This is a genomic window from Salmonella sp. 741265073_HBA, assembly GCF_046569105.1.
Lineage (GTDB): Bacteria > Pseudomonadota > Gammaproteobacteria > Enterobacterales > Enterobacteriaceae > Salmonella > Salmonella enterica.
On sequence record NZ_JBKFRY010000001.1, the window covers coordinates 139159 to 153030 of the forward strand.

Sequence of the window (13872 nt, forward strand, 5' to 3'; positions counted from 1 at the left end):
AGACAGAGGAGCTATGCAACGGCCTCTGCTTCGATGGGCACGATGACGCTGGCGTGATTGCCTTTTGGCCCCTGGTGTACATCAAACCGGACAGACTGTCCGGCTTTAAGCGTTCTGTAACCATCCATTTGAATGGTGGAATAATGGGCGAAAATATCCTCGCCGCCGCCTTCAGGGCAGATGAAACCAAACCCTTTGGCATTGTTGAACCACTTTACAGTACCCGTTTCCATGCTTCGACATCCTTCGTAAATCTTATATAAGTAAGATGGAATGAACCGGTGACGGAGTGGGGGCTGTTCAAAACCTCACCAACTCTCGACATTACAATTTAGAGAAATCAGGCGAGGCGTCAAGCATCAGGCAGGGGGGATCGGGTAAAAATGAATCAAAAATTTGAAGCAGTTAACGCTATTGCCGGGAATGTGACAGATGTCGCGGATGGTACTGATAGATGTTAGTTATCTATCAATTGAGGTAGATTGATTATGTGCATAGACTTTGGTCAGCGGCAGATTTTCCTGCCGACAACCGTAACCGATAATGACGACTGACGATGGGTAAGACGAACGATTGGCTGGATTTTGACCAGCTGGTGGAAGATAGCGTGCGCGACGCGCTAAAACCGCCATCTATGTATAAAGTGATATTAGTCAATGATGACTACACTCCGATGGAGTTTGTTATTGACGTGTTACAAAAATTCTTTTCTTATGATGTAGAACGTGCAACGCAATTGATGCTTGCAGTTCACTATCAAGGCAAAGCCATCTGCGGCGTGTTCACCGCCGAGGTGGCGGAAACCAAAGTGGCGATGGTGAACAAGTATGCAAGGGAGAACGAGCATCCGTTGCTGTGTACGCTGGAAAAAGCCTGAATGCAGGTATAAAAATTGGGGGAGGTGCCTATGCTCAATCAAGAACTGGAACTCAGTTTAAACATGGCTTTCGCCAGAGCGCGCGAGCACCGTCATGAGTTTATGACCGTCGAGCATCTGTTGCTGGCGCTGCTCAGCAACCCATCGGCTCGCGAAGCGCTGGAAGCATGCTCCGTGGATCTGGTGGCGCTCCGTCAGGAACTCGAAGCCTTCATTGAACAAACCACACCCGTACTGCCTGCCAGTGAAGAAGAGCGTGATACGCAGCCGACGTTAAGTTTCCAGCGTGTCCTGCAACGTGCCGTCTTCCATGTTCAGTCTTCCGGGCGTAGTGAAGTGACTGGCGCGAATGTGCTGGTGGCTATCTTTAGCGAACAGGAATCACAAGCGGCTTATCTGCTGCGCAAGCATGAAGTGAGCCGTCTGGATATCGTGAACTTTATTTCTCACGGGACGCGAAAAGACGAACCGAGCCAATCTTCCGATCTCGGCAATCAGCCAACTGGCGACGAACAAGCTGGCGGGGAGGAACGTATGGAAAACTTCACGACGAATCTTAACCAACTTGCTCGCGTGGGCGGCATCGATCCGCTGATTGGTCGTGAAAAAGAACTGGAACGCGCGATCCAGGTCTTGTGTCGTCGCCGTAAAAATAACCCGCTGCTGGTGGGGGAATCCGGCGTCGGCAAAACGGCGATTGCCGAAGGGCTGGCCTGGCGTATCGTGCAGGGCGATGTGCCGGAAGTGATGGCCGATTGCACCATTTACTCGCTGGATATCGGTTCGCTGCTGGCGGGCACCAAATACCGCGGCGATTTTGAAAAACGGTTTAAGGCGTTGCTGAAACAGCTTGAGCAGGATACAAACAGCATCCTGTTTATCGATGAAATCCATACCATTATCGGCGCTGGCGCGGCGTCGGGCGGACAGGTGGATGCGGCAAATCTGATTAAACCGCTGCTTTCCAGCGGCAAGATTCGGGTGATCGGCTCAACGACCTATCAGGAATTCAGCAATATTTTTGAGAAAGACCGCGCATTAGCACGCCGTTTCCAGAAAATTGATATTACCGAGCCTTCGGTGGAAGAGACGGTGCAAATTATCAACGGCTTGAAACCTAAGTACGAAGCGCACCACGACGTGCGTTATACCGCGAAAGCGGTGCGTGCGGCGGTCGAGCTGGCGGTAAAATATATCAATGACCGCCATCTGCCGGATAAAGCCATTGACGTGATTGACGAAGCGGGCGCTCGGGCGCGTCTGATGCCGGTGAGCAAACGTAAGAAAACGGTCAACGTGGCGGATATTGAGTCCGTAGTGGCGCGAATTGCGCGAATTCCTGAAAAGAGCGTCTCGCAGAGCGATCGCGATACGCTGAAGAACCTGGGCGATCGTCTGAAAATGCTGGTCTTCGGCCAGGATAACGCGATTGAGGCGCTGACCGAAGCTATTAAGATGAGTCGTGCGGGTCTGGGCCATGAACATAAACCTGTCGGCTCATTCTTGTTCGCCGGGCCAACTGGCGTAGGGAAAACTGAAGTTACGGTACAGCTTTCAAAAGCGTTGGGTATTGAGCTGTTGCGCTTCGATATGTCCGAATATATGGAGCGTCATACGGTGAGCCGTTTGATCGGCGCGCCTCCGGGATACGTCGGTTTCGACCAGGGTGGGCTGCTGACGGATGCGGTGATTAAGCATCCTCATGCGGTGCTGTTGCTGGATGAGATCGAAAAAGCGCACCCGGATGTCTTTAACCTGCTGCTGCAGGTGATGGATAACGGTACGCTGACCGATAACAACGGCCGTAAGGCGGATTTCCGCAACGTGGTGCTGGTGATGACCACCAACGCCGGCGTGCGAGAAACCGAACGTAAATCTATTGGTCTTATTCATCAGGACAACAGTACCGATGCGATGGGCGAGATCAAGAAAGTGTTTACGCCGGAGTTCCGTAACCGTCTCGACAACATTATTTGGTTCGATCATCTGTCTGGCGAGGTGATTCATCAGGTTGTCGATAAGTTTATCGTCGAGTTGCAAGCTCAGTTGGATCAGAAAGGCGTCTCCCTGGAAGTCAGTCAGGAAGCGCGCGACTGGCTGGCGGAAAAGGGCTATGACCGGGCGATGGGCGCACGACCGATGGCGCGTGTAATTCAGGATAACCTGAAAAAACCGCTGGCCAATGAGTTGCTGTTTGGATCGCTGGTTGATGGCGGACAGGTCACCGTCGCGCTGGATAAAGAGAAAAATGCGTTGACGTATGGCTTCCAGAGTGCGCAAAAGCACAAGCCGGAAGCCGCGCATTAATCTTCGTTTCACTGCCGTACAAACCGGGCCTTAGCGCCCGGTTTTTTTATGCCGGCTAATAGTTAGCCTGATGGCGTTGTGCTCGCGGTAGGCGGATAAGGCGCTTGTAAATTGCGTCATCATCCGGTAATCGATGGGGGGTTAATGCGAAAAAAAGCCCGTACTTTCGTACGAGCTCTTTCTTAAATATGGCGGTGAGGGGGGATTGACTCGCTGCGCTCGCCCTTCGGGCAGTCTCCTCGCAGGCTCGTCGTCTGTCCAACTGGCTGCGCCGCTACTCAGCCCATCCCTGGGCCTCGCCCCTTCGGGGCCAGAGCAAGCTCTGTTCAAAAACGCTCCCGGCGTTTTTGTGTCGAACCCCGGTCGGGTGTTCTCATCCCCCCTTGGTTTGGGGGATACATATAAGCAAAAAGCCCGTACTTCTGTACAGGCTCTCAACTTAAATATGGCGGTGAGGGGGGGATTCGAACCCCCGATACGTTGCCGTATACACACTTTCCAGGCGTGCTCCTTCAGCCACTCGGACACCTCACCAAATTGTCGCTCCAGCATTACTGGAACGGGCGCTAATGTAGGGAAATATCTTTTCTACGTCAATCAACTTTTTTAAAAAAAAGCGCGTTTATACAAACTTCCACCAATCTGTGGCTTTAATAAGCGAAAACTGCTTTTTTTGCCCGCGCCGGGAAATTTGCTATGCTGCACATCCCGTTGAAAACGCTGATAACAGGCGCAATCACATTCCGCACAATACTGCTCAGGAGATAACATGGAGATAATTTTTTATCACCCGACATTTAACGCCGCCTGGTGGGTAAATGCGCTGGAGAAGGCTCTCCCACATGCGCGCGTTCGTGAATGGAAGGTCGGTGATAACAACCCCGCAGACTATGCGCTTGTATGGCAGCCCCCGGTTGAAATGCTGGCCGGAAGACGCTTAAAAGCCGTCTTTGCGCTGGGCGCGGGGGTGGATGCAATTCTGAGTAAATTAAATGCGCATCCGGAAATGCTGGACGCCTCCATTCCGCTGTTCCGTCTGGAAGATACCGGAATGGGCCTGCAAATGCAGGAGTATGCCGTCAGCCAGGTATTACACTGGTTCCGTCGTTTCGATGATTATCAGGCGCTGAAAAATCAGGCGCTATGGAAACCGTTGCCGGAATATACCCGCGAAGAATTTAGCGTCGGTATCATGGGCGCAGGGGTACTGGGCGCAAAAGTGGCAGAAAGCCTACAGGCGTGGGGGTTCCCGTTACGTTGCTGGAGTCGTAGCCGCAAATCCTGGCCTGGCGTGGAAAGTTATGTAGGGCGTGAAGAGCTGCGCGCTTTCCTGAACCAGACGCGGGTGCTGATTAATCTGCTGCCGAATACGGCCCAAACGGTAGGAATTATTAATAGCGAATTGTTGGATCAATTGCCGGATGGCGCTTACGTGCTGAATCTCGCGCGCGGCGTTCATGTTCAGGAGGCGGATCTGCTGGCTGCGCTTGATAGCGGTAAGCTAAAAGGCGCGATGTTGGATGTCTTTAGCCAGGAACCGTTACCGCAGGAAAGTCCATTATGGCACCATCCGCGAGTCGCCATGACGCCGCACATTGCGGCAGTCACCCGTCCGGCGGAAGCCATCGATTATATTAGCCGCACCATTACCCAGCTGGAGAAGGGAGAGCCGGTGACGGGGCAGGTGGATCGGGCGAGAGGATATTGACATCAACCCGGCGCGGGCCGGGTTTCGCTAAAAAACGCTGGCGATACCTGCTATCCTTGTCGGAAATGACTACAGGAGAGAGCAATGTATCCCGTTGACCTGCATATGCATACCGTCGCCAGCACTCATGCCTACAGTACCCTGAGCGATTATATCGCGGAAGCCAAACGCAAAGGCATTAAACTTTTTGCGATTACCGATCATGGTCCGGACATGGAAGATGCGCCGCATCACTGGCATTTTATTAACATGCGCATCTGGCCGCGTCTGGTTGACGGCGTGGGGATACTGCGTGGCATTGAGGCGAATATCAAGAACATTAACGGTGAAATTGATTGTTCCGGAATGATGTTCGACTCGCTGGATCTGATTATCGCAGGCTTTCATGAGCCCGTTTTTGCGCCGCATGATAAAGAAACTAATACCCAGGCGATGATCGCGACCATCGCCAGCGGCAAGGTGCATATAATTAGTCACCCCGGAAATCCAAAGTATCCAGTGGAGGTTAACGCCATCGCGCAGGCGGCGGCGAAACACCATGTAGCGCTGGAAATCAACAACTCTTCTTTTCTGCATTCGCGTAAAGGAAGCGAAGATAATTGCCGTGCGGTCGCTGCCGCCGTACGCGATGCGGGAGGCTGGGTGGCGTTAGGCTCTGATTCCCATACGGCCTTTACGCTTGGCGATTTCACCGAATGCCGGAAAATTCTGGATGCGGTGAATTTCCCGGAAGATCGAATCCTGAACGTCTCGCCGCAGCGCTTACTGGCCTTTCTCGAATCACGCGGTATGGCGCCTGTACCGGAATTTGCCGAACTTTAATCGTTATTTACGGGAAGATATCAATGAATGAGTTTTCAATCCTGTGCCGTGTGCTGGGATCGTTGTATTACCGCCAACCGCAAGATCCTTTACTGGTTCCGCTGTTTACGTTAATCCGTGAAGGTAAACTGGCGGCAAACTGGCCGCTGGAGCAGGATGACATGCTGGCGCGTTTACAGAAAAGCTGCGATATCACGCAGATTTCCACTGATTACAATGCGTTATTTGTTGGGGAAGAGTGCGCGGTAGCGCCATACCGCAGTGCGTGGGTCGAAGGCGCGGAAGAGTCTGAGGTGCGCGCTTTTTTAACGTCGCGAGGGATGCCGCTGGCCGATACGCCTGCCGATCACATTGGTACTTTATTGCTCGCGGCCTCCTGGCTGGAAGATCAGTCTGCCGAAGATGAAAGTGAAGCGCTGGAAACCTTATTTGCCGATTATCTGCTTCCCTGGTGCAATACCTTCCTCGGTAAAGTTGAAGCCCATGCCGTTACGCCATTCTGGCGCACTTTGGCGCCGCTAACGCGTGATGCGATAGGGGCCATGTGGGATGAACTTCAGGAAGAAGATGAAGAATAATGTGATGTAAATCACTTTTAACTGCAACTGGTTTTACATCATTGCATAAAATGTGTGCGTGATCTCATTAATGTGCCGCTTTTCTGCTATGATGCGCGCCATGAACATACTTCTTTCTATTGCTATCACGACGGGCATCCTTTCTGGAATATGGGGATGGGTGGCCGTCTCCCTGGGGTTACTAAGCTGGGCCGGTTTTTTAGGCTGTACGGCTTATTTCGCCTGTCCGCAGGGCGGCTTTAAGGGATTGTTGATTTCCGCCTGTACGCTGTTAAGCGGTATGGTGTGGGCGCTGGTCATTATTCACGGTAGCGCGCTGGCGCCGCATCTGGAAATTGTCAGTTACGTGTTGACGGGGATCGTGGCATTCCTGATGTGTATCCAGGCAAAGCAGCTATTGCTTTCTTTTGTTCCGGGAACATTTATCGGCGCCTGCGCGACATTTGCAGGGCAGGGTGACTGGCGGTTGGTATTACCGTCGCTGGCGCTGGGGCTAATCTTTGGCTATGCCATGAAAAATAGTGGGCTATGGCTGGCATCACGCCGCGAGCAACATTCAGCGAATACGGCGGTCACAAAATAAAAAAAGCGTGGGGTCTTCCCCACGCTTTGTCGTATTCATCAGGATTCTGGCGGTACTGACAGCTCACGGTATTTCACCAGAATATCATTTTGCCTGTCCGCTTTATTCTGCAAATCCCACAGGCCGCGATCGATACCATCATTAATGAGGAAGATAACGCCGGTTTCAATGGCTGACATCAGACACAGCATCACCGGTTCGTTCGAGGTATAGCCGATTTCGCCTTCCAGTAAGCGCTGGTAATCAATAAAACGGAACACGCCTGCCTGTACTTCATAGGAAAGGATCGTTTTACTGGTGTTCACCGAAGAAAGGATCTCGCCCGTACTGACGTTAACCACGCGCAGGTTGACAGCAATCTGATCCAGCTGATACTGCGTATCGGCGCCAATACCGAAATATCTTGCGCCGACCCCGCCGGATTTGACATTACTTTCATAACCAATAATAGAACCTTCCACCATAATATTTGCCGCCGTCAGCGACTGAAGCGGGATACGGTTATTCATCGCCACGGTGCCGTTTTCCTGGGCTGCGCGAATAATTTTCCGTTCATTCAAAAGATTCTGTAAGCCTTGTCGTTCCAGCGGGATAAACCAGCGCGAATCTTTCAGCGCGGTGACCAACATAGCGGTGGCGCTCTGTGGCACAGCCGTGGAAAAGTTACTTGCCGGGTAAGGTTTAAATTGGCCCGTTTCATCCTGAATGTTATATACCGAAACAAAGATCTTACCGGTGGGAGCAGGTAAGTGCGTCAAATCTTTGTAACTTTGTGCGCGGGGCATTAATGTCGGTTTCGCAGCTTGTTTCGGCGGGGCAGTTAAGCATCCACTCAACAATAAAACGGCAACCAAAATAAGTAAGCGCGGCATGATTTATATCCTTTAGTGACTGTAGCTTAAAAATCGGTTGACTGAGTTTGTAAACCTGACACTTCGATGGTCGAGGTTCTTCCCGTTTTTCTGTCCGTGACGTTGAGCTGGAGCTGTCCGTCGCGATTAGCGATATCGATAATAAAATCGTTGGTCACCATACGTCCTGGTTTCCCGGTATTAATATTGGTCAACAAGCCGCCCAGAATTTGCGATTGAATAGCCTGCGTAAAGTTATCCAACGCTGAGGGGGTTTCGATACCAAAATCGTTATCATAAGCGGGGTCTTTATATGAATTTTGCGCCTGGGCGCTATTCAATAAAAAGGAACCGTTATTGGGGTTTCCACCAAAGTTAGGATTACGGAACTGGAACGTCATATTTCCAGCCCAGGTTAATGGCGAAAAAAGCATGAGCAGCACTACTGCATGTTTAACACGCATGACAGCCTCCGGATAAAAATCATGTTTTAGAATTCATCACGCGCTAAATCACTCGTACTTAATAGCGTTTGATCTATTTGTCGGCGATTTAATGCTTCCTCTGTTTGCGCTAATGCGAAGACGACGGTTTTCTCGAAGTCTCTTTTCATTGGAAATAAAAAGGTCTGGAAAATAACGTCCTGATTTACCGTTATGGTGATCCAGCTTCCCCAACGCGCACTGGGTCTTTCATTAATGGTCAGATTGCCGGTGTATTCGCTTTCCCATTTGTCGCTGAATGCACGATAGAATTCATGTCCTATCGAAGAGACGGTATGGTCGGTTAACAATCCGGGAACCTCGACTTCAACTTCATTGGCATGCAGGTTTCCGGTAGCGAACAGTAACTCTGCTGCTACAATCCAGGTCAGATAGCGTTTCATGGCTTTACCGCCTGAGATTATCGTTTGCCCATGAAACTGCCTGGGTGCGATTTTTGACAGCTATCTTTTTGAAAAGATTATAAAGATGTGTCTTAACCGTATTCTCGCTGATAAATAGCGACCTGGCGATTTCATTATTAGAGGCACCAATACGTAACTTATTGAGGATCTCTTTTTCGCGATGAGTGAGTAATGCGGACTCGGTGCTGTTGTAGCGGTAATTTCCTGAGTGTGTAATCAGGTAACTGGCTAATTTTTGTGAAAAATAGCATTCGCCCCGCAGAATTCCCTGTAATCCGCTGACCACGTGTTCCTGGTCTTCAGTGGCGTAAAACACGCCGTTAATATGAGGCCAGTTTTCAATTTCACGGTAGGGATAATCGTCAGGGGTATTTAACAATAATGTTTTTATATTATTGTTTTTGCGGCTTAAATTATCCTGCCAATAGTGGATAAGCTTCTTATCCGCTTCCATCATATCCATTAAAACAATGCAACCGGCTGAGATATCTTCCAGAGAACGTTGAATATTATGCAGTTTTCCGGTTATGGCCAGCGATTGCTTTAAATGTTGCAATAATGCCGTAGCTTGCAGAGATGGCTTTGTGATCAACAATAGTGTGTGACCATGACTACTATGGACTTCATTAAACATGATGAAACTCCACTTTTTTAATCGCACATCTGACAGCTGCCCCCATAAAATAAAGGCACCAGAAGTACTGACAGATGTTGCACTGCTGTGGGTTGAAATAGCCCATTATCCAGAAAGAGAAAAATATTTACGAAAATACTTTTAACTGTTTTCAATCTAGCCATTACAAATCTTAAAGCAAGTGTTAAACTTGTAACAAGATGTAAAAATATATATTAAAATGTTGTTTTTGGGTTTTTTTGAAGTTTAGAATTGATAGTAAAGTTGTACATTTCGCTGTTATTGCATAGATTTAAAAAATCATACAAATTATAATAATCCATTGATTTTTAATCATTTTAATTATTGTATGTCATGTTTTGATTTTATTTTTTCTTAAAATTTGAGACGTGGCATTAACCTGGACAGCACAAAGACAAAAAAAACGAAGTGTGTCACGTCTTGTGCGTATTGCCCCCCATGGGAAGCATAAGAACATCCCCATGGCGGCATAACACACACCAACACTTCATTTTTTGGGGGCGCGATACACTCTCTTCTGTGGCCAAAAATCAATTATAAAAAATCACATGGCTATCGTTTTATTAGCACTTTGGTATGAGCTTAAATAACAAAATACCACGCGTGGGTGAGTTATTAAAAATGTTTCCACGGACATACTCTTCATCGTAACGACGCGTTAACAAAAAACGCATGTCGCTAACAAGGTAATAGATAGTTTTCGCTATGTACGACCAGGTCCAGGGTGACAGCATGAAAAACAAATTGTTATTTATGATGTTGACAATACTGGGTGCGCCTGGGATTGCAACCGCGACAAATTATGATCTGGCTCGTTCAGAGTATAATTTTGCGGTAAATGAATTAAGCAAGTCTTCATTTAATCAGGCGGCCATTATTGGTCAAGTCGGCACGGATAATAGTGCCAGAGTACGCCAGGAAGGATCAAAACTATTGTCCGTTATTTCACAAGAAGGAGGAAATAATCGGGCGAAAGTCGACCAGGCAGGGAATTATAACTTTGCGTATATTGAGCAAACGGGCAATGCCAACGATGCCAGTATATCGCAAAGCGCTTACGGTAATAGTGCGGCTATTATCCAGAAAGGTTCTGGAAATAAGGCCAATATTACCCAGTACGGTACGCAGAAAACAGCAGTTGTAGTGCAGAAACAGTCGCATATGGCTATTCGCGTCACCCAACGCTAATACCGTTACGACTTTTAAATCAATCCGATGGGGGTTTTACCATGAAACTTTTAAAAGTGGCAGCATTCGCAGCAATCGTAGTTTCTGGCAGTGCTCTGGCTGGCGTCGTTCCACAATGGGGCGGCGGCGGTAATCATAACGGCGGCGGCAATAGTTCCGGCCCGGATTCCACGTTGAGCATTTATCAGTACGGTTCCGCTAACGCTGCGCTTGCTCTGCAAAGCGATGCCCGTAAATCTGAAACGACTATTACCCAGAGCGGTTATGGTAACGGCGCCGATGTAGGCCAGGGTGCGGATAACAGTACTATTGAACTGACTCAGAATGGTTTCAGAAATAATGCCACCATCGACCAGTGGAACGCTAAAAACTCCGATATTACTGTCGGCCAATACGGCGGTAATAACGCCGCGCTGGTTAATCAGACCGCATCTGATTCCAGCGTAATGGTGCGTCAGGTTGGTTTTGGCAACAACGCCACGGCTAACCAGTATTAATTTAGCGTCTGCGCTAATAAAAAAACAGGGCATAAGCCCTGTTTTTTTTCGGGAGGAAATTATGCATACTTTATTGCTCCTTGCCGCACTTTCAAATCAAATTACGTTTACCACGACTCAGCAAGGCGATATTTACACGGTGATCCCTCAGGTCACATTAAACGAACCCTGCGTCTGTCAGGTGCAAATTCTCTCTGTGCGCGACGGCGTCGGGGGACAAAGCCATACACAGCAAAAACAAACGCTATCTTTACCTGCTAATCAACCGATTGAGTTGTCTCGTCTTAGTGTAAATATATCTTCAGAGGACTCGGTTAAAATTATTGTTACTGTTTCGGACGGACAATCACTGCATTTATCACAACAATGGCCGCCTTCTGCACAGTAGTTTTTGATGGTGGCGGAAATGGATTGGCTGACCTGGGTATAAAGAGGCGATAAAAGCGTCTCATCGTCTCGGCATGTCGCTAAAAGGTAACGCCGAACCCTCGAGGATGACTAATCATTGAGGAGTTAACATGTCCGTAATCAAGAAAAATATCCCTGCCATAGGCCTGTGTATCTGCGCTTTTTTTATCCATTCTGCGGTAGGGCAACAAACGGTACAGGGCGGCGTTATCCATTTTCGCGGCGCGATTGTTGAGCCACTGTGCGATATTTCTACTCACGCCGAAAATATTGATTTAACCTGCCTACGCGAAGGTAAAAAGCAAATGCACCGGATTGACCTTCGGCAGGCATCTGGATTACCGCAGGATATTCAGTCCATTGCGACGGTTCGGCTGCATTATCTCGATGCGCAAAAAAGCATGGCGGTGATGAATATTGAGTACCGTTAACGGCGGTGTCATAGATATAAAAAGAGCGACTCTGTTGAAAGCCCTGCTGTACACTTTGCAGATAAGGTGAGACAAAGGGGGGGTTATGACATCACGTCTTCAGGTCATACAGGGTGATATCACTCAACTTAGCGTCGATGCGATTGTGAATGCCGCCAACGCATCATTAATGGGCGGCGGCGGCGTAGACGGCGCGATTCATCGCGCGGCGGGGCCGGCATTGCTGGACGCCTGTAAACTCATCCGCCAGCAACAGGGCGAATGTCAGACGGGACATGCGGTTATTACGCCTGCTGGCAAGCTTTCGGCAAAGGCGGTTATTCACACAGTGGGGCCCGTCTGGCGAGGCGGCGAACACCAGGAAGCTGAGCTACTCGAAGCGGCATACCGGAATTGTTTACTGCTTGCCGAGGCGAATCACTTTCGTTCCATCGCTTTTCCGGCAATCAGTACCGGCGTTTATGGCTATCCACGCGCCCAGGCCGCTGAGATCGCCGTCAGGACGGTTTCAGATTTTATTACCCGTTACGCTCTGCCTGAACAGGTATACTTTGTCTGTTATGATGAAGAAACTGCCCGGCTTTACGCAAGATTACTTACTCAGCAAGGCGACGACCCTGCCTGATAAAACACGTCTGGAGCGTGCCGTTGAACCGCTATGCGCGCGCCATCCCGGAGAGTGCGGCATTCTCGCGCTGGATAACAGTCTGGACGCTTTTGCCGCCCGCTACCGCCTGACCGAAATGGCGGCGCGTACGCTGGATGTGCAGTATTATATTTGGGAAGACGATATGTCCGGGCGGCTGCTCTTTTCGGTACTGCTGTCGGCGGCGAAGCGCGGCGTTCATGTTCGTCTGCTGCTGGATGATAACAATACGCCTGGTCTGGATGATACGTTGCGCTTGCTGGATAGCCATCCTAATATCGAAGTTCGTCTGTTTAATCCTTTCTCTTTTCGTACACTACGCGCGCTGGGATATTTGACGGATTTTGCGCGGCTGAATCGGCGGATGCACAATAAAAGTTACACTGCCGACGGCGTAGTGACGCTGGTCGGTGGGCGCAACATCGGCGATGCCTATTTCGGCGCTGGTGAGGAGCCGCTATTTTCCGATCTGGACGTGATGGCCATTGGCCCGGTGGTCAATGATGTCGCCAATGATTTTGAACGTTACTGGCGCTGTAGTTCAGTGTCGACATTGCAGCAAGTATTATCCCTTTCTGAGCAGGAACTGACGCAGCGTATCGAACTTCCCGAATCCTGGTATAACGATGAGATCACCCGCCGTTATCTGCATAAGCTGGAAACCAGCCAGTTTATGGCGGATCTCGATCGCGGAACGTTGCCGCTGATTTGGGCAAAAACACGCTTGCTTAGCGATGACCCTTCTAAAGGCGAGGGGAAGGCGCAGCGCCATTCGCTTCTTCCGCAGCGATTATTTGACGTGATGGGGTCGCCGACGGAGCGTATCGACATTATTTCCGCTTACTTTGTCCCTACGCGCGCAGGCGTGGCGCAGTTGCTTAATCTGGTCAGGAAGGGCGTGAAGATCGCCATCTTAACTAACTCTCTGGCGGCCAACGATGTGGCGGTCGTTCACGCAGGGTACGCGCGCTGGCGAAAGAAATTACTGCGCTATGGCGTGGAGCTCTACGAACTGAAACCGACCCGCGAACATGAAACCGCCGTACATGATCGCGGACTCACCGGGAACTCAGGTTCCAGCTTACATGCTAAAACGTTCAGTATTGATGGTAGTAAGGTGTTTATCGGGTCGCTTAATTTTGATCCCCGTTCAACGCTTTTAAATACCGAAATGGGCTTTGTCATTGAAAGTGAGACGCTGGCGACGCTTATTCATAAGCGTTTTACGCAGAGCCAACGCGATGCGGCCTGGCAACTGCGGCTGGATCGCTGGGGACGAATTAACTGGATCGATCGTCAGCAAGAAGAGGAAAAGGTGTTAAAGAAAGAACCCGCTACGCGTTTCTGGCAGCGAGTTCTGGTACGGTTGGCGGCAATTTTACCTGTGGAATGGTTGCTGTGAACCCGCGCGCGG

General features: G+C 49.7%; 18 protein-coding genes and 1 tRNA gene. 13 read left to right on the forward strand and 6 right to left on the reverse strand.

Going from position 1 to position 13872, the window contains the following annotated elements; all coding sequences use genetic code 11:
• Positions 1 to 11: 11 nt before the first annotated feature.
• A complete protein-coding gene (gene cspD, locus ACLD3P_RS00670) occupies positions 12 to 233 on the reverse strand; it encodes a cold shock-like protein CspD (RefSeq protein ID WP_000447499.1) in 222 nt (73 codons plus the stop codon).
• A gap of 150 nt (positions 234 to 383) precedes the next feature.
• On the opposite strand from cspD, the gene ACLD3P_RS00675 reads away from it, so the two are divergent.
• From ACLD3P_RS00675 to clpA, 3 genes are all read left to right on the forward strand, one after another.
• Positions 384 to 461 (forward strand): hypothetical protein, encoded by a 78-nt coding sequence (locus ACLD3P_RS00675; RefSeq protein ID WP_212742690.1) that lies wholly within the window; start codon positions 384 to 386, stop codon positions 459 to 461.
• 95 nt (positions 462 to 556) lie between these two features.
• The gene (clpS, locus tag ACLD3P_RS00680) at positions 557 to 877 is read left to right on the forward strand and encodes an ATP-dependent Clp protease adapter ClpS (protein WP_000520789.1); all 321 of its coding nucleotides are present in this window, start codon (positions 557 to 559) and stop codon (positions 875 to 877) included.
• 30 nt (positions 878 to 907) lie between these two features.
• A complete protein-coding gene (clpA, locus tag ACLD3P_RS00685) occupies positions 908 to 3184 on the forward strand; it encodes an ATP-dependent Clp protease ATP-binding subunit ClpA (RefSeq protein ID WP_000934064.1) in 2277 nt (758 codons plus the stop codon).
• A gap of 446 nt (positions 3185 to 3630) precedes the next feature.
• On the opposite strand, the gene ACLD3P_RS00690 is transcribed toward clpA, so the two are convergent.
• Positions 3631 to 3718, reverse strand: a tRNA-Ser gene (locus ACLD3P_RS00690).
• A 235-nt stretch (positions 3719 to 3953) separates the two neighbouring features.
• On the opposite strand from ACLD3P_RS00690, the gene ghrA reads away from it, so the two are divergent.
• The 4 genes from ghrA (at position 3954) to ACLD3P_RS00710 (ending at position 6875) form a co-directional block, all read left to right on the forward strand.
• The gene (gene ghrA / locus ACLD3P_RS00695) at positions 3954 to 4892 is read left to right on the forward strand and encodes a glyoxylate/hydroxypyruvate reductase GhrA (RefSeq protein WP_042949838.1); all 939 of its coding nucleotides are present in this window, start codon (positions 3954 to 3956) and stop codon (positions 4890 to 4892) included.
• A gap of 84 nt (positions 4893 to 4976) precedes the next feature.
• Positions 4977 to 5714, forward strand: coding sequence for a phosphatase (locus tag ACLD3P_RS00700; protein ID WP_115286124.1), 738 nt, complete (start codon positions 4977 to 4979; stop codon positions 5712 to 5714).
• Between the two features lie 23 nt (positions 5715 to 5737).
• On the forward strand, positions 5738 to 6292 hold the full coding sequence (locus ACLD3P_RS00705) for a molecular chaperone (RefSeq protein ID WP_001001890.1): 555 nt from the start codon (positions 5738 to 5740) through the stop codon (positions 6290 to 6292).
• A gap of 100 nt (positions 6293 to 6392) precedes the next feature.
• Positions 6393 to 6875 carry a DUF1097 domain-containing protein gene (locus ACLD3P_RS00710; protein ID WP_001546652.1) on the forward strand — a complete coding sequence of 161 codons (483 nt, stop codon included), beginning with the start codon at positions 6393 to 6395 and terminating at the stop codon, positions 6873 to 6875.
• Positions 6876 to 6913: 38 nt separating this feature from the next.
• Here the strand turns inward: ACLD3P_RS00710 and csgG are convergent, their stop codons facing one another.
• Genes csgG through csgD form a run of 4 tightly spaced genes read right to left on the reverse strand, consistent with a single transcriptional unit; the run spans position 6914 to position 9267 of the window.
• Positions 6914 to 7747 carry a curli production assembly/transport protein CsgG gene (gene csgG, locus ACLD3P_RS00715; protein ID WP_001137620.1) on the reverse strand — a complete coding sequence of 278 codons (834 nt, stop codon included), beginning with the start codon at positions 7745 to 7747 and terminating at the stop codon, positions 6914 to 6916.
• Between the two features lie 26 nt (positions 7748 to 7773).
• On the reverse strand, positions 7774 to 8190 hold the full coding sequence (gene csgF / locus ACLD3P_RS00720) for a curli production assembly/transport protein CsgF (protein WP_001264073.1): 417 nt from the start codon (positions 8188 to 8190) through the stop codon (positions 7774 to 7776).
• A gap of 26 nt (positions 8191 to 8216) precedes the next feature.
• Positions 8217 to 8612 carry a curli production assembly/transport protein CsgE gene (gene csgE, locus ACLD3P_RS00725; RefSeq protein ID WP_000833307.1) on the reverse strand — a complete coding sequence of 132 codons (396 nt, stop codon included), beginning with the start codon at positions 8610 to 8612 and terminating at the stop codon, positions 8217 to 8219.
• Positions 8613 to 8616: 4 nt separating this feature from the next.
• On the reverse strand, positions 8617 to 9267 hold the full coding sequence (gene csgD, locus ACLD3P_RS00730) for a biofilm master transcriptional regulator CsgD (RefSeq protein WP_000481517.1): 651 nt from the start codon (positions 9265 to 9267) through the stop codon (positions 8617 to 8619).
• Between the two features lie 753 nt (positions 9268 to 10020).
• Between csgD and csgB the strand changes: the two genes are divergently transcribed.
• From csgB to ACLD3P_RS00760, 6 genes are all read left to right on the forward strand, one after another.
• The gene (gene csgB / locus ACLD3P_RS00735) at positions 10021 to 10476 is read left to right on the forward strand and encodes a curli minor subunit CsgB (protein WP_000791655.1); all 456 of its coding nucleotides are present in this window, start codon (positions 10021 to 10023) and stop codon (positions 10474 to 10476) included.
• 41 nt (positions 10477 to 10517) lie between these two features.
• A complete protein-coding gene (csgA, locus tag ACLD3P_RS00740; RefSeq protein WP_000771416.1) occupies positions 10518 to 10973 on the forward strand; it encodes a curli major subunit CsgA in 456 nt (151 codons plus the stop codon).
• Between the two features lie 61 nt (positions 10974 to 11034).
• Entirely contained in the window at positions 11035 to 11361 is a 327-nt protein-coding gene (gene csgC, locus ACLD3P_RS00745; RefSeq protein ID WP_000557256.1) for a curli assembly chaperone CsgC, read from the forward strand.
• A gap of 130 nt (positions 11362 to 11491) precedes the next feature.
• Entirely contained in the window at positions 11492 to 11812 is a 321-nt protein-coding gene (locus ACLD3P_RS00750; RefSeq protein ID WP_000111255.1) for a type 1 fimbrial protein, read from the forward strand.
• 85 nt (positions 11813 to 11897) lie between these two features.
• The gene (gene ymdB / locus ACLD3P_RS00755; RefSeq protein WP_079950586.1) at positions 11898 to 12437 is read left to right on the forward strand and encodes an O-acetyl-ADP-ribose deacetylase; all 540 of its coding nucleotides are present in this window, start codon (positions 11898 to 11900) and stop codon (positions 12435 to 12437) included.
• Positions 12373 to 13860 carry a phospholipase D family protein gene (locus tag ACLD3P_RS00760; RefSeq protein WP_000976323.1) on the forward strand — a complete coding sequence of 496 codons (1488 nt, stop codon included), beginning with the start codon at positions 12373 to 12375 and terminating at the stop codon, positions 13858 to 13860. Before ymdB ends, ACLD3P_RS00760 begins: the two co-directional genes overlap by 65 nt.
• Positions 13861 to 13872: the final 12 nt, after the last annotated feature.

Excerpts from the sequence above, each read along its gene's own strand:
- cspD (WP_000447499.1), bottom strand. The coding sequence starts at position 233 with ATGGAAACGGGTACTGTAAAGTGGTTCAACAATGCCAAAGGGTTTGGT.
- ACLD3P_RS00675 (WP_212742690.1), top strand. The coding sequence starts at position 384 with ATGAATCAAAAATTTGAAGCAGTTAACGCTATTGCCGGGAATGTGACA.
- clpS (WP_000520789.1), top strand. The coding sequence starts at position 557 with ATGGGTAAGACGAACGATTGGCTGGATTTTGACCAGCTGGTGGAAGAT.
- clpA (WP_000934064.1), top strand. The coding sequence starts at position 908 with ATGCTCAATCAAGAACTGGAACTCAGTTTAAACATGGCTTTCGCCAGA.
- ghrA (WP_042949838.1), top strand. The coding sequence starts at position 3,954 with ATGGAGATAATTTTTTATCACCCGACATTTAACGCCGCCTGGTGGGTA.
- ACLD3P_RS00700 (WP_115286124.1), top strand. The coding sequence starts at position 4,977 with ATGTATCCCGTTGACCTGCATATGCATACCGTCGCCAGCACTCATGCC.
- ACLD3P_RS00705 (WP_001001890.1), top strand. The coding sequence starts at position 5,738 with ATGAATGAGTTTTCAATCCTGTGCCGTGTGCTGGGATCGTTGTATTAC.
- ACLD3P_RS00710 (WP_001546652.1), top strand. The coding sequence starts at position 6,393 with ATGAACATACTTCTTTCTATTGCTATCACGACGGGCATCCTTTCTGGA.
- csgG (WP_001137620.1), bottom strand. The coding sequence starts at position 7,747 with ATGCCGCGCTTACTTATTTTGGTTGCCGTTTTATTGTTGAGTGGATGC.
- csgF (WP_001264073.1), bottom strand. The coding sequence starts at position 8,190 with ATGCGTGTTAAACATGCAGTAGTGCTGCTCATGCTTTTTTCGCCATTA.
- csgE (WP_000833307.1), bottom strand. The coding sequence starts at position 8,612 with ATGAAACGCTATCTGACCTGGATTGTAGCAGCAGAGTTACTGTTCGCT.
- csgD (WP_000481517.1), bottom strand. The coding sequence starts at position 9,267 with ATGTTTAATGAAGTCCATAGTAGTCATGGTCACACACTATTGTTGATC.
- csgB (WP_000791655.1), top strand. The coding sequence starts at position 10,021 with ATGAAAAACAAATTGTTATTTATGATGTTGACAATACTGGGTGCGCCT.
- csgA (WP_000771416.1), top strand. The coding sequence starts at position 10,518 with ATGAAACTTTTAAAAGTGGCAGCATTCGCAGCAATCGTAGTTTCTGGC.
- csgC (WP_000557256.1), top strand. The coding sequence starts at position 11,035 with ATGCATACTTTATTGCTCCTTGCCGCACTTTCAAATCAAATTACGTTT.
- ACLD3P_RS00750 (WP_000111255.1), top strand. The coding sequence starts at position 11,492 with ATGTCCGTAATCAAGAAAAATATCCCTGCCATAGGCCTGTGTATCTGC.
- ymdB (WP_079950586.1), top strand. The coding sequence starts at position 11,898 with ATGACATCACGTCTTCAGGTCATACAGGGTGATATCACTCAACTTAGC.
- ACLD3P_RS00760 (WP_000976323.1), top strand. The coding sequence starts at position 12,373 with ATGATGAAGAAACTGCCCGGCTTTACGCAAGATTACTTACTCAGCAAG.